General features: G+C 40.3%; 11 protein-coding genes and 1 tRNA gene. 9 read left to right on the top strand and 3 right to left on the bottom strand.

Annotation, left to right across the window (positions count from 1 at the left end; translation table 11 throughout):
- Positions 1-32 precede the first annotated feature (32 nt).
- The 3 genes from AN389_RS04655 to AN389_RS04645 all read left to right on the top strand — a co-directional run bounded on the left by AN389_RS04655 (position 33) and on the right by AN389_RS04645 (position 3,713).
- Positions 33-1,589, top strand: a complete 1,557-nt coding sequence (locus AN389_RS04655; protein ID WP_055016453.1) for a SulP family inorganic anion transporter — start codon at positions 33-35, stop codon at positions 1,587-1,589.
- Between the two features lie 229 nt (positions 1,590-1,818).
- On the top strand, positions 1,819-2,892 hold the full coding sequence (locus AN389_RS04650; RefSeq protein ID WP_055016463.1) for a sensor histidine kinase: 1,074 nt from the start codon (positions 1,819-1,821) through the stop codon (positions 2,890-2,892).
- Positions 2,889-3,713, top strand: coding sequence for a LytTR family DNA-binding domain-containing protein (locus AN389_RS04645; protein WP_055016454.1), 825 nt, complete (start codon positions 2,889-2,891; stop codon positions 3,711-3,713). The genes AN389_RS04650 and AN389_RS04645 overlap by 4 nt, the downstream gene beginning before the upstream one ends.
- Positions 3,714-3,775: 62 nt before the next feature.
- Here the strand turns inward: AN389_RS04645 and pyk are convergent, their stop codons facing one another.
- Positions 3,776-5,212 (bottom strand): pyruvate kinase, encoded by a 1,437-nt coding sequence (pyk, locus tag AN389_RS04640; RefSeq protein WP_055018643.1) that lies wholly within the window; start codon positions 5,210-5,212, stop codon positions 3,776-3,778.
- Positions 5,213-5,596: 384 nt separating this feature from the next.
- On the opposite strand from pyk, the gene gndA reads away from it, so the two are divergent.
- Complete coding sequence (gene gndA, locus AN389_RS04635) at positions 5,597-6,970, top strand: NADP-dependent phosphogluconate dehydrogenase (protein WP_055019348.1); 1,374 nt, start codon at positions 5,597-5,599, stop codon at positions 6,968-6,970.
- Between the two features lie 66 nt (positions 6,971-7,036).
- Here gndA and ansA read toward each other — a convergent pair whose 3' ends face one another.
- Together ansA and sppA are read right to left on the bottom strand one after the other, a co-directional pair.
- A complete protein-coding gene (gene ansA / locus AN389_RS04630; RefSeq protein ID WP_024034079.1) occupies positions 7,037-8,047 on the bottom strand; it encodes an asparaginase in 1,011 nt (336 codons plus the stop codon).
- Between the two features lie 81 nt (positions 8,048-8,128).
- Complete coding sequence (sppA, locus tag AN389_RS04625; RefSeq protein ID WP_055019347.1) at positions 8,129-9,994, bottom strand: signal peptide peptidase SppA; 1,866 nt, start codon at positions 9,992-9,994, stop codon at positions 8,129-8,131.
- Positions 9,995-10,213: 219 nt separating this feature from the next.
- On the opposite strand from sppA, the gene AN389_RS04620 reads away from it, so the two are divergent.
- From AN389_RS04620 to AN389_RS04600, 5 genes are all read left to right on the top strand, one after another.
- Positions 10,214-12,175: an FAD-dependent oxidoreductase gene (locus AN389_RS04620; protein ID WP_055019346.1), complete on the top strand. Its 1,962-nt coding sequence runs from the start codon at positions 10,214-10,216 to the stop codon at positions 12,173-12,175.
- Between the two features lie 90 nt (positions 12,176-12,265).
- The gene (locus tag AN389_RS04615; RefSeq protein ID WP_055016459.1) at positions 12,266-12,949 is read left to right on the top strand and encodes a DoxX family protein; all 684 of its coding nucleotides are present in this window, start codon (positions 12,266-12,268) and stop codon (positions 12,947-12,949) included.
- Between the two features lie 243 nt (positions 12,950-13,192).
- The gene (locus AN389_RS04610; RefSeq protein WP_055016460.1) at positions 13,193-13,741 is read left to right on the top strand and encodes an NAD(P)H nitroreductase; all 549 of its coding nucleotides are present in this window, start codon (positions 13,193-13,195) and stop codon (positions 13,739-13,741) included.
- Positions 13,742-13,945: 204 nt separating this feature from the next.
- Positions 13,946-14,323, top strand: coding sequence for a hypothetical protein (locus tag AN389_RS04605; RefSeq protein ID WP_055016461.1), 378 nt, complete (start codon positions 13,946-13,948; stop codon positions 14,321-14,323).
- A gap of 128 nt (positions 14,324-14,451) precedes the next feature.
- Positions 14,452-14,538, top strand: a tRNA-Ser gene (locus AN389_RS04600).

Here is a 14,538-nt window from a genome sequence, read left to right as displayed (position 1 = left end):
GATCCTAACCAAATAACCCCCTGAGGAACTCAATGTTTAACTTACTCAGCAAAGCGCCTAGCTCTGCTAAAAACGATATTTTATCTGGCTTAACTGTAGCACTTGCTCTCGTTCCAGAAGCTGTTGCGTTTGCTTTTGTAGCAAATGTCGAACCTTTAGTTGGTCTCTATGCCGCGTTTATCGTTGGTTTAATTACGGCTATTTTTGGTGGCCGCCCTGGTATGATTTCGGGCGCTACCGGTGCATTAGCGGTTGTAATGGTAAGTTTGGTACTCGATCACGGTGTTGAGTATTTATTTGCCACAGTGCTCTTGATGGGGATACTGCAAATACTCGCGGGGGTATTTAAGCTTGGTAAGTTTATTCGTATGGTTCCGCATCCTGTTATGCTCGGCTTCGTAAATGGATTAGCGATAGTTATATTTTTAGCACAACTTGGCCAGTTTAAAGTACCCGATGGCGCAGGCGGCCAGCAATGGATGACGGGCGAAGCCCTTTACATTATGTTAGGCTTAGTCGCGTTAACCATGGCTATCATTCACTTTTTACCTAAGCTAACTACTGCGGTGCCTTCTTCTTTAGTGGCTATTGTAACAGTAACCGCGTTAGTAATAGGTCTTGATTTAGACTCACGCACTGTACTTGATTTTCTAAAAGGGATGACAGGTAATGAATCGGCGACTATTGCCGGCGGCTTACCAGAGTTTCATATACCAATGGTTCCATTTACCTTAGACACTTTTTATATCATTTTTCCGTATGCATTAATTTTAGCGGCTATAGGCTTAATTGAGTCGTTGTTAACGCTGAGCCTAATTGATGAAATTACCGAAACCCGTGGTCACTCAAATAAAGAGTGTATTGGCCAAGGTGCTGCCAATGTAACGTGTGGCTTTTTTGGCGCTATGGGTGGCTGTGCCATGATTGGGCAATCGATGATTAACATTAATTCGGGCGGACGCTCGCGCTTGTCGGGTATAAGTGCAGCATTAATGCTACTTGCTTTTATTATATTCGCATCAAGTTTAATTGAAATGATCCCATTGGCAGCGCTTGTTGGTGTTATGTTTATGGTTGTGCTTGGTACGTTTGAATGGGCAAGCTTTAAAATGATGAAGCGCGTACCACTGTCTGATGCCTTTGTGATTGTATTAGTATCTGGTGTGACTGTAATAACAGATTTAGCCATTGCTGTGTGTGTTGGTGTTATTGTTTCTGCCTTAGTTTTTGCTTGGCAACATGCAAAACATATTTACACAACTAACTACATTGACGAGCAAGGTGCTAAAGTGTATGAGCTTCATGGCCCGTTATTTTTCGGCTCAGTGAAAAACTTCTCTGAGTTATTTGATGTTAAAAGTGACCCTAAAGATGTAATTATTGAGTTTAAACACAGTCGCGTTGCCGATCACAGTGCTATAGAAGCCATAGACAGCCTAGCTGATAAATACACAAAAGCAGGTAAGCAGCTTCACTTACGCCACTTAAGTAAAGATTGTAAGCAGTTGTTACACAAAGCACGTGATTTAGTAGAGGTTAACGTAATTGAAGACCCAACTTATAAAGTAGCCTCAGATAAGCTTGCCTAGTTTACAAGCTGGTTTTGTATATACGAGCTGATTGAATCGGCATTTTAAAAGCGAAAGGTTAAAGCCTTTCGCTTTTTTATTGGCTTAACTTTGCGGTAAGCCTCTTAAAAATTAAGATAGTTGGTACTGCTAACACTTTGTAATAATCGATATAATAACCAAACCAGTGGTTAAATTAGCTAACGTAAATTTAACTTATTGGCTAACTTATACGGAGTTGTATTTTATTTTGAATTGGCAATCTTTAGTTGATAACAGGCAACGCTTTTTTTGGCTATTGCAAATTGCAGGCTGGATCGGTTATGCGCTTGTAAATTATATCGGCTCTAAAGTATTTGAAATGCGTGACATTTATGTGTTCGTTATATTATTAAATGCCTATGCAGGCTGTTTAATGACAGTCCCACTTCGTTATATTTACAGAAAAACTTGGAATGCATCACCGTGGATATTAATGGTGGTTGTATTTGGTGCCTCGTACATTACAGGTACGTTGTGGGCAATTGTACAAAAATTTAATTTGTGGGAAATATACCGCCACGGTTACCGTCCAGAAGATTGGTTTTACTATTTACAGCATGGCTTAGATTCTGTTTACATAATTTTGTGTTGGAGTGGCTTATACTTTGGCATAAAGTATTATCAGCTATTACAAAGTGAGCGACAAAAAGCGCTTAAAGCCACTACAATGGCCCATGAAGCGCAATTAAAAATGCTCAGATATCAACTTAACCCGCATTTTTTATTTAATACGCTTAATGCTATTTCTACATTAGTTTTGGTAAAAGAAAACAAAGATGCTAACTTAATGGTGGCAAGGTTGAGTGACTTTTTGCGTTATACGCTAAATACCGACCCCATTAAAAAAGTACCTTTAGAGCAAGAGCTACACGCACTAATGCTGTATTTAGAAATAGAGCGGGTCAGATTTGATGAACGCTTAAAAGTAAATATAGATGTAAGCGAGCAAGCAAAAGAGGCCCTTGTGCCGAGCTTAATTTTGCAACCGATAATAGAAAACGCAATTAAATACGCTATTGCGCATATGTCACAAGGCGGTGTGATAGACATAAAAGCACAGGTTTTTGCCAACGAGCTACTACTTGAAGTAGGTGATAATGGCCCCGGTACCGAACTAATAGACGGACAACTTGTAAATGCACAAGGGGTAGGGGTAGCAAATACCAAAGACAGATTAAAAACGCTCTATGAAAATAATTATTCGTTTGTATTATCACATAATACGCCAAGTGGATTGAAAGTTAATCTGCGAGTACCGTTTGAGAAGGCTGTGAAGAAATGACTAAAATTAAAACCATCATTGTTGATGATGAACCATTAGCAAGAAAGGGCTTAGCAGTAAGACTTGAAGAATATACAGATATAGAAGTAGTTAAACTGTGTAGTTCTGGCTCTGATGCAATAGAAGCATGTAAAGAGCACCCAGTAGACTTAGTTTTTTTAGATATACAGATGCCAGGAATGAATGGCTTTGAAGTTGCCCGTGCCTTAAGCGAAAGCACTAAAGCGTTACCCGCAATTGTGTTTGTTACTGCGTTTGATCAATTTGCAGTAAAGGCCTTTGAAATACATGCTTTGGATTACATTTTAAAACCCGTTGACGATAACAGACTAAAACAGGCGGTAGAAAAAGTGCATAGTTACTTAAAAACACAGCAAGACAACGCCCATAAGAAAAAACTAGCGAGTTTTGTTGCCGGTATTACAGGTAATAATTGTGAAGAAATACTTAAAAAATTGGCCACCGGCGATACCCTAACCGACAAACGTTACCCAGAATCATTAGCTGTTAAAGAGCAGGGAGAAATTATTCGTGTGCCGGTTGCGACAATTCAGTGGGTAGATGCCGCGGGCGATTATATGTGTTTACATTGCCAAGACGGGCAAACACATATATTGCGCAAAACAATGAAAGAGCTTGAGCAAGAGCTCGATCCACATTTGTTTGTTCGCGTTCATCGCAGTGCCATTGTAAATACTAAACAAATAAGCAAGCTGGTGACACAAGTAAGTGGCGAGTATTTATTAGTGCTTGAAAACGGACAAGAGCTTAAAGTAAGCCGAAGCTACCGCGATAAAGTAAAAGCAGCGCTGGCCAGCTAGTTTACTATTTTACAGACATAAAAAATGCGAGCTTAGCTCGCATTTTTTATATAAGGCAGAAACTACGCAACAGTTACAATTTTCATTGTGTTGGTTGCGCCCACAGTTTCCATTGAGTCGCCGTGAGTAATAATGACTGTCTCACCTGATTTCAAAGAGCCTTGTGCTACAAGGGTATCAAGGGCTGCTTTTACCATGCCGTCTTTTTCAGTTTTAGTCGAGTCAAAAAACACAGGGTAAACACCACGATAAAGCGCAGTTTGACCTAGCGTACTAGCATGACGTGACAGCGAGTAAATAGGTAAACCAGAGCTGATACGCGACATAAGTTTAGCGGTGCTGCCTGACTCCGTTAAAGTAACAATTGCTTTTACCGAATCTAAATGGTTTGCAGCGTACATAGCCGAAAGCGCGATAGATTCTGCATTGTTAGAAAACCGGCTGTCTAAACGGTGCTTAGATACATGAGTCTCTTTTTGCGATTCTGCGCCTAAACAAACACGGGCCATTGTGGCTACTGTTTCTTCAGGGTAATCACCGGCAGCGGTTTCTGCTGAAAGCATAACTGCATCTGTGCCATCAAGCACGGCATTTGCTACATCCATAACCTCTGCGCGTGTTGGCATTGGGTTATCGATCATCGATTCCATCATTTGTGTTGCGGTTACAACAGTACGGTTTAATGAACGAGCACGACGTATAATGAGTTTTTGTTTACCCATCAGTGCAGCATCGCCAATTTCAACACCTAAGTCACCACGGGCAACCATAACAGCATCTGATGCTAATACAATGTCATCTACTGCTTCTTGTGTTTCTACGGCTTCAGCACGTTCAATTTTTGCAAGTAACTGTGCTTTAGAGCCAGCCGCTTCAGCTAAAGAGCGTACGTAACGCATATCATCGCCACTGCGTGGGAATGATACTGCAATGTAATCAACATCTATTTCAGCGGCTGTGATTAAATCTTCTTTGTCTTTTTCTGTAAATGCAGGGGCTGTTAAACCACCACCTAAACGGTTAATACCTTTATTATTTGATAAAACGCCACCTACAGTTACTGAGCAGTGCACTAAGTGACCGTCAACTTGTTCAACAGTAAGTTGAATAAGACCATCATTTAATAGTAACAAATCCCCAGGGCTTACATCTTGTGGTAATTCTTTGTAATCAATACCGACTGCGTTAACATCGCCTTCACCTTTTTCCATTTTTGCATCTAAGGTGAACTTAGCGCCTACTTCAAGGTTTACTTTACCTTCTTTAAACGTTGAAACACGAATTTTAGGGCCTTGAAGGTCTGCAAGTATAGCTACATGTTTACCTAATTTTGTGGCTATCTCGCGTACAGCTTGTGCACGGTCTTTGTGATCTTGTGCAACACCATGTGAGAAGTTTAAACGTACTACATTAGCGCCAGCGCGAATAATTTTTTCTAAGTTGTTATCTCGATCTGTTGCAGGCCCAAGTGTAGCGACTATTTTTGTGCGTCTTAGCATCAAATTCTCCTGTGTGCTTAGATGTATAAGCAGGTTGACGGTTATTTTGTGACTTCAAAATACTTATAACTTATGTACAAACATTTTTAGTTATAGGCAAACTAGTTAGTATTGCCACTATTTTATACAAAACGAATATGTCATCATTATGACACCGGTGTCAAAATAGGTCAATGATCTTAAATTTAAAATGCGTAGAGTATTTGTAACCGCCAAGCCCTTATATTTGATACAATTGCAGTGCTTTTTATTAGCGTAATAAAAAAGCATGCTGTATTAGCTCAACGTTCGCATTTTATGGCGGTATGAGTATAATGCACGCGGTATTATTTTATGAATTACTGAGTTTACTAACCAAATAGTTGTTACCGAGGAGGACACTAAATGCAAGTTGCATTAGTCGGGTTAGGCGTTATGGGCAAAAACCTTGCCTTAAACATGATTGAAAAAGGCATAACATTAGTCGCATATGATAAAAATCCACATGCGGGTGAAGAGTTATTAAGTTGTGCTAAATCGCAAGGCATGGCCGATAGACTTCATATTGTTTCTGATTTAGGAGACATGGTAAGGCGTTTAGAAGCACCTCGCTCTATTTTATTATTAGTGCCTGCGGGCGAACTGGTTGATGCTGTATGTAATGAGCTTGTTGAAGCTGGCGTACAGTGTAACGATATGATTGTAGATTGTGGTAACAGTAACTACAAAGACGGCATTAACCGTAAACTTAAGTATCAAAACAAATTTGAATTTGCCACCATGGGTATTTCTGGCGGTGCCGAAGGCGCACGCCATGGTCCTGCGATGATGGCAAGTGGCTCAGAAGGCGGTTGGGAGCGAATTGAACCGTGGTTTGAAAAAGTAGCAGCTAGTTACAATGGCGAGTCGTGTTTTGCCCGCGTGGGTCAATCAGCCAGTGGTCACTTTGTAAAAATGGTTCATAACGGCATTGAGTATGCAATCATGCAGCTTATTGCAGAAGTGTATCAATTACTGCGTATTGGCACCGGTCGCTCACCTAAAGAAGTGGCTGAAATTTTTGATGACTGGTCTACCGGTAACTTAAACAGCTATTTACTTGCTATTTCTAGTCATATTTTGTCTCTTGAAAATACCAAGCAAAAACCGCTGGTTGATTTAATTGATAACAAAGTAGGTGCAAAAGGCACAGGCCTTTGGACTGCACAAAATGCACTTGAATTAGGTATTGCAGTTCCTTCATTGGTTGCTGCGGTGCAAGCTCGTCACTTAACCAATGTATGTGACACTACCGCTGCGCAAGAGATGACGTATGCTGCTAAAGCGACCAACAAAGTTGATGTCGACCTTGAAGAGCTAAAAGATGCATTCACATTGGCGAGTTTATTAGCGTATCGCCAAGGTTTAGCATTAATAAAAGGGGCGTCTCGCACTCACCAGTGGAAAGTCGATTTGTCTAAAACTCTGCAAACATGGCGTGCTGGTTGTATTATTCGTGCTGATTATTTAGATAGCGTTGCTCAAGGTGTTGAATACATTGATACACTTGAAAACGAATCCAATGCGCTACGTAAAGTAACTGGGCAAGCAATCATGACCGGTTTAGCGTTCCCTGTACTTGCATCCACTCAAACGTATTTAGCAACATTAACTACACCAAGTAATGGGCACTTAGTGCAAGCTCAGCGTGATTACTTTGGTGAGCATGGTATTAAAACTCACTCAGGTGAAGTGTGTCACTTAACCGATTTAGTGAGCATAGACGCAAAAGTAAGATAATTACCGCGTTTATAAAATAATAAAGGCACGCTGTTTAGCGTGCCTTTTGGGTTTTGGTAACACAAATTAGCGGCTTAATTCACCGCGTAAATTGTCTTGCATTAAATGGCGAATCGTTTCAATTTCTAGGTTTTGGCTAAACAAATAATGCAGCTTTGTTAAACACGCCTCTAGTGTCATGTCGTAGCCACTTATTACACCAATATTTAATAGCGCGTTACCCGTAGCATAGCCGCCCATATTTACATGGCCTTTTAAACACTGCGTTAAATTAACAATAACCATGCCGCGTTTACTTGCCTCACTTAGTACGTCTAAAAAGTCAGGGTCTTGTGGGGCATTACCTACACCAAAGCTAAGCAATACCAGTGCTTTTATATTATCATTCACCAAACTTTTAACCACGTCTTTGCTAATGCCAGGGTATAAATAAAGGACACCAATGGGCTGGGGTGTAATGGTGGTTACCTGTAGTTCGTTTTCTACGTAAGGACTAAGTTGACCTTTAATTAGCTGAATATTTATACCAGATAACGCTAAAGGCTCTAGATTAGGCGATGCAAACGCATTAAAGCCATCAGCATGAGCTTTAGTGGCTCGGTTACCTCTAAATAATTGGTTATTAAAAAATAAGCTTACTTCAGCTATCGGGTAATTAGCCGCTAAAAACATGGCGTTTAATAAGTTAACTTGGCCATCAGAGCGTAATTGCGATAAAGGAATTTGCGAGCCTGTAACAATAACGGGTTTAGTTAAGTTTTCGAACATGAACGACAGGGCTGAGGCTGTATAAGCCATTGTATCGGTGCCATGCAGTACCACAAAACCATCGTAATCGTGGTATTTGCTTTTAATGTCATCAGCTATAAGTTGCCAGTGCGCCGGTGACATATCTGAGGAATCGATTAATGGGCAGTATTCGTGAATATCAAAAAGAGGCATTTCTTCACGGTTAAATTCTGCGTTATTGACCACTGTTTCTGTTAAAAAACCTTCAGCAGGAATGTATCCTCGGCTCGATTTTTTCATCCCTATGGTGCCGCCAGTGTATGCGATATAAATGCGTTTACGTTTCATAAAAAAGCCCAGTAAAAAAACTGGGCTTAGTATAACGTTAAGTTGTTTTAAATACAGCTGCTTATGTAAATACGTGCACTTTTATTGTGCAACGCTACACACTAAACAACGTGCGTATACACCTTGCGGATCGTTATAATCTTTAAGATCAGCTACTTCACTACTTAGACGCTTTATCACCGTATTAATGTTCGCTTGTGTGGCTAACACCGAGGTGGTATTTGTATTTAAACCAAGCATAGATTTAACCGATGCACTGCCAAAAATATCTTGCAGCATTTTTTCTTGTGGGCTCAGGTCTTGCTTAATCGTTTTCACTTCGTAGTGATTTAGTTTTGCAAGTGCTGCAGCGGCATCAATCGCATCTTGTTTATCGCCAAGCTTATCAACTAGGCCAAGCTCTTGTGCTTGTGAAGCTATCCATACACGCCCCTGTGCAATTTTATCAACTTGCTCTGGTGTCATATTGCGCGCGTCAGCTACCACATCTAAAAAGCGCCCATACGCTTCTTCGACACTCATTTGAATAACTTGCGCCATTTTTTCATTAAGAGGGCGAGTAATAGAAAATCCAGCCATTTCTGTTGTGGCAACACCATCTGAGTACACACCAATTTCAGATAACGTATCTTCAAAAGTCATGAAGGTGCCAAACACGCCTATAGAGCCGGTGATGGTGCTTGGAGCTGCCCAAATTTCGTTAGCTGCTGAGGCAATCCAATAACCACCAGATGCGGCGACTGAGCTCATTGATGCTATAACGGGTTTACCTGCGGCTTTAAGTGCTAATACTTCAGCGCGAATAACCTCAGAGGCAAACATGCTGCCGCCACCCGAATCAATACGTAAAACAACAGCTTTTACTTTATCATCAAGGCGTGCTTTACGAAGTAAAGCTGCGGTTGAGTCACCGCCAATTTCACCTGCTTTGCGCTCACCGTCAACTATGGTGCCTTTTGCAACAACCACAGCTACTTTTTCTGTAATTGGGTTATCAAATTCGATAGGGGGCTTAACTAAGCTTAAGTACTCCCGAAAAGACACTTGCTTAAATGTTTTACCGTCTTCTTGTGCGCCAACTAAATCAATGAGTTGTTGGCGAATTTGCTGAGTTGTTTTAAGCGAATCGACCCATTGATGGTCGAGGGCATATTTACCTGCATCGCCATTTGCAGCCTTCATTTTAGCAAGGTAAGCATCCATGGTTTCGTCAAAGTTAGATTCATCAAAAGGGCGCACTGCAGCAACATCTTGCTTATATTCGCTCCATAACGCACCAAGCCAAACACGGTTAGCTTCTTTAGCTGCATCAGACATATCGTTACGAATAAACGGCTCTACCGCCGACTTAAATGTGCCAACACGGAATATATGCTGTGTTACTTTAAGTTTTTCGAGTGCTTCTTTAAAGTAAAGTGGATACATTCCATAGCCTTCAATAGCTACCGAACCATATGGATGCATTGCAATTTCATCGGCGTGCGAGGCAATATAATATTGCGATTGAGTGTAATAGTAGCCTGATGCAATCACTTTTTTACCCGCTTGCTTAAAGGCATCTAACGATTTAGTAATACGCTTTAACTTGTTTAAGTGGGCTTTAGGCATTTCTTGTAAATCAAGTAATATAACGCTGATGCGCTCGTCTTGAGTGGCTTCATCAATTACTTTGACTACATCATCAAGCAAAATTTCGCTAGGTGCTTCTGAACTTGATGTTGCATCGTTAATGGCTGCTTCAACTGGGTCTATGTATGTTTTTTCTTCTACAATAGGCCCATTAAGATTAAGCCTAAGTACAGAGCCATCTTCTACAATTATTGTATCGTCATCATTTGAAAGTGACATAAAAAACACAACAACCAGTAATAAAAACAAAATGTTGAGTATTAAACGACGAGAAAAGTTGATTCCAGCCCAAATACCTCTAAATACCTTTGCTATCAAAATAGCTCCTTAATTTGGTACAGCTAATACATTAGTTCCATCTTAGCCTAGAATAAAAATAATTTTAACTGCTAAATCGTAACGAAGTGTTTATAAGGTTACATAAATATACGTTTTTAATAGTATTTTTAATTAAATGCAGGCACATATTGCTAATTACTTGCCATTAAAGCAAAATTAGCTAATGTATACAGGTTAGACCAGTTAACGGGGCACAGGATGTTAGAACAACAATTAGAATTAAAACACACACAATTACGAAACCGCTTAGTAATGGGCTCAATGCATACAGGCCTTGAAGAAGGGTGGCATAACCGAAAAAGATTAAGTGCCTTTTATGAGGCGCGCGCTAAAGGTGGCACGGCCATGATCATTACGGGTGGGTACAGCCCTAACTTGCGTGGCAAATTAACGCCTATTTCTTCATCATTTAATAGTTATTATGATGTATTTAAACACCGTGCATACACAGGCGCCGTTCACAAACATGGTGGAAAAATATGTTTGCAGCTTTTACACGCTGGTCGATACGCTTATCACCCGTTTAACCAAGCACCTAGTGCTATCCAAGCGCCTATAAATCCGTATAAGCCTAAACAAATGTCGTTAAGCTCAATTAAAAAAACGATAAAAGACTTTGCTCACTCTGCTTATATGGCAGAAAAAGCGGGTTACGATGGTGTGGAAATAATGGGCTCTGAAGGCTACTTAATTAACGAGTTTATGGCGCCACACACCAATAAGCGAGATGACGAGTTCGGCGGCAGCCTAGAAAATAGAATGCGATTAGCGCTTGAAATAGTGAAAGCCGTTAGAGCGAAAGTATCTGATACGTTTTTAATTATTTTTAGATTATCTGTTATGGATCTTATCCCGAATGGCTCAACCCCTGATGAGGTGACTATTCAGGCTAAAGCACTTGAGCAAGCTGGTGTTAATATTTTTAATACCGGCATTGGGTGGCATGAAGCACGCGTGCCGACAATTGCCAGTATGGTGCCACCAGGCGCATTTAAAGAAGCGTCAAAACGATTAAAGTCGGTAGTGAATGTACCTGTTATAGCTGTAAACCGTATCAATACACCGGATATAGCCAACCAAATTCTAAACGATGATGAAGCCGATTTAATTTCAATGGCACGTCCTTTATTGGCCGATCCCGAATTTTTTAACAAATACCAAAATCAGCAAACTAAACAAATAAATATTTGTATTGGCTGTAACCAAGGCTGTTTAGATCACGTATTCAAAAATAAACGTGCAACCTGTTTAGTCAACCCACAAGCTGCTTTTGAACTTGATTACCCTCTAGATAAAGCTTCTAAAGCTAAAAATGTATTGGTGGTTGGTGCGGGTCCTGCAGGGCTTTCGGCAAGTTGTTATTTGGCTCAAAAAGGGCACACAGTAACGCTTATCGATCAAAAAACACAAATGGGTGGCCAATTCAATTTAGCCATGCAAATACCTGGTAAAGAAGACTTCAATCATACGCTAAGCTATTTTACCTATGAACTTGAAAGGCTTAACGTAAATGTTGAGCTTGGAAAAGCCTACGATGATTCAATGTTGCAAAAATACGATGACATCGTATTTGCTACAGGTGTTCGCCCCCGTGAAGCATCAATTGAGTGTAGTGATGATAAACGCGTATTTGCCTATGATGAAGTGATTCGCGGTGAAGTAGAGCTTGGTAAATCAATCGCCATTTTAGGCGCCGGCGGTATTGGCTTTGATATGGTTGCTTTTTTAAGCGAGCACAAATCGCAAACTATTCCTGAGTTTAAAAAGCAGTGGGGTATTGAGTGCGAGGCACAGCCACATAAAGACGAGCGACAGTTATATATGCTAAAACGCAGTGCAGGGCGCTTTGGTAGCGGACTAGGTAAAACCACAGGTTGGATACATCGTCAGGTTGCTAAGCAGCATGGTGTTAAACAAATTGCTGATTGCCAATACCATAGTTTTGATAAGAACGGCCTTACAATTACTGTTGCAGGTGAAAAACAAGTATTACCTGTCGATACGGTTATTGCGTGTATAGGCCAGGTTTCTAATAATGAAGTGCTTGAGCAACATCGCGAAAATGCAAAAGTACATGTTATTGGTGGCGCAAAATTAGCTGCAGCAATTGATGCCAAGCGTGCAATTTTTGAAGCGCTTCAAGTGGCCAGAGCTATTTAACAGTGTTAATAAAATGAAATAATTTACAATGGTCTCGGGTCTGGTAAGTATAGAGTTCATTACAAAATATACTGACAAAGCAGGCCACACATGAGTAAATTATTTTTTTTGTATAATAAAATTATGGGTAATCTATCCTATGCCGACGGATTACCCGCATTACTATTTCGTTTAATCTTAGCCCCTGTAATGATTATTGCGGGCTTCAATAAATTAGCCTTAAGTGGAGAAACCGACGGTTTTTTTAGCTATTTTCTTGCTGATGCAAGTGTTGTGCAATGGTTTGGAAATAGTGAATGGGGCTTGGGGTTACCCTTTCCTGATTTACTGGCTTTTTTGGCTGGGTGGAGTGAATTTTTAGGCGGATGGTTTTTATTATTTGGGTTATTTACTCGCTTAGTGAGCATTCCGCTTATGTTTACAATGGTTGTGGCAGCAACAACTGTGCATTGGCATAATGGTTGGTTTGCTATAGCGCCATCAAACCCCACGACCAGCTCGGCTCAAGTACTTGATTGGTTAGCGATACCAGGGGCAAAAGAAAGCCTTGAAAACTCACTAGAAGTACAAGAGCGTATAAGTAAAATTAGGGACATAGTTAAAGAGCACGGATTTACAGATTACTTATATGAAAAAGGTAAACCTTCCATAATAAATAACGGTATCGAATTTTCTGCTATTTATTTTGCCATGTTACTAGGCTTGTTTTTTGTAGGTGGCGGTCGCTACGTCAGTGTTGATTATTGGCTAAGGCGTGCAGTAGTAAAACAGTAGCAAGCAAATTGGTTTAAAAAGGGCGTATAAATATTTTTTATACGCCCTTTTTGTTTGTAACGCGTGTTAAGTGTATAGCGCCTCTCTCGTATTTAAACAGGGGGATCTGAATATCATTTAACACAGTAAGGGTGCTTTAATACGAAGGGGGTAGTATGATTTTAATAAAATTGATAATTAAGCAGAGTTTATTTATTAAAGGCATAAATGGTACTCTAACGTTTTGAATTATGAGAGTACGCTATGGATGCTATTGAGCTTTTACTAACCCGCCAATCAGACGCTAAATTAACTGCCCCAGGGCCAAATTCAGAGCAACTCGATATTATAAAGCAAGCTGCATTACGGGTGCCTGATCACGGATGTATAGCACCTTGGGAGTTTATTGTAGTGCAGGGCGATGCTCGCCAAAAGCTTGGAGAAATATACTATCAAAGTGCCGTTGCTGAGCAGCAAGAAGAAAAAGTGATTAAACGCGCAAGAGAGCTTGTACTGCGCGCACCAATGATCATCATTGCTATTGCAAAGTATCAAGCCCATCCAAAAGTGCCGCGTATTGAGCAAGTACAAAGCGCCGGTTGCAGTGTACTTGCAATGCAGCAAGCCGCTTTTGCACAAGGTTTGGGTGGTGTATGGCGAACAGGCTATTTTGCCCAAAGCACTGCTGTAAAAAATGCTCTTAATTTAGACGAACAAGATGAAATTGTAGGGTATTTGTATCTTGGTACTCCAGAGGTTGAGTGCAAAAAGCCAGCTAAACATAAACCAGAGGACTACTTCACCGATTTGTAATTAATATTGAACTAGTGCAGCTTCGTGCAGTCATATAGCATTAAGGTTGCTGCTGTTAAGCTCGCCCTTTTTGATTTAGCTGTGAGAAGCGCACGGAAGCAATATTAGGTTAACTTTTTCTTCTTCAGTTTGTTTTTTAATCGGTTGTTTTTTGCTAAAGTATGGAAAGTCTTAATAAAAATAACGATAAAGAAGACGAAAACGATGGGAAATTTATTTTTACAAGAAAAAGAGAATTGGCTGGCATGGTCAATTTGGGGAATCGTAGGTGCTTTTGTTACACTGTACGTTGCAATGAGTACCAATACTGCACATTTTATTGCAGGCTCTGCCATGGGAATGCTTGTTTTATTGACATGGTGGATGCAGCAGACTAAACGATTCGATTTTGGCCGGGCATTTAAAATTTGTTTTTATGTGTTGTTGCTAAGTGTATTGCCTGCGTTTTTATTTGTGGTTGTACCAAGTGATGATTTAAACCGTTTTGATCTAATATTTCAAAGCGTTACATTTTTAGCGCTTAGCTTATTACTGTGTTTGATTTGCTCGTGGATTGCACGCAGACCAAAGCAATACTACTAATAGACTAATGAGCAACCTAGGTTTTTAGTTGTTTTTGGTGTTTTTTTGAAGCAAATGCCTTTTTTAGTTAATTATTTATATTTAGCTCTTTACAAGTTGCTCAATACCCCCTATTATTCGCGCCGTACGGAGAGATGGCAGAGTGGTCGAATGCACCGGTCTTGAAAACCGGCATAGGTTTGTAGCCTATCTAGGGTTCAAATCCCTATCTCTCC

Origin of the sequence: Pseudoalteromonas sp. P1-7a (genome assembly GCF_001401855.1) — a bacterium.
Classification (GTDB): Bacteria; Pseudomonadota; Gammaproteobacteria; order Enterobacterales; family Alteromonadaceae; genus Pseudoalteromonas.
This window is presented reverse-complemented; position numbering and strand designations above follow the sequence as displayed.

Coding starts and splice junctions, on each gene's coding strand:
- AN389_RS04655 (WP_055016453.1), top strand. CDS start 33: ATGTTTAACTTACTCAGCAAAGCGCCTAGCTCTGCTAAAAACGATATT.
- AN389_RS04645 (WP_055016454.1), top strand. CDS start 2,889: ATGACTAAAATTAAAACCATCATTGTTGATGATGAACCATTAGCAAGA.
- pyk (WP_055018643.1), bottom strand. CDS start 5,212: ATGCTAAGACGCACAAAAATAGTCGCTACACTTGGGCCTGCAACAGAT.
- gndA (WP_055019348.1), top strand. CDS start 5,597: ATGCAAGTTGCATTAGTCGGGTTAGGCGTTATGGGCAAAAACCTTGCC.
- ansA (WP_024034079.1), bottom strand. CDS start 8,047: ATGAAACGTAAACGCATTTATATCGCATACACTGGCGGCACCATAGGG.
- AN389_RS04620 (WP_055019346.1), top strand. CDS start 10,214: ATGTTAGAACAACAATTAGAATTAAAACACACACAATTACGAAACCGC.
- AN389_RS04615 (WP_055016459.1), top strand. CDS start 12,266: ATGAGTAAATTATTTTTTTTGTATAATAAAATTATGGGTAATCTATCC.
- AN389_RS04610 (WP_055016460.1), top strand. CDS start 13,193: ATGGATGCTATTGAGCTTTTACTAACCCGCCAATCAGACGCTAAATTA.
- AN389_RS04605 (WP_055016461.1), top strand. CDS start 13,946: ATGGGAAATTTATTTTTACAAGAAAAAGAGAATTGGCTGGCATGGTCA.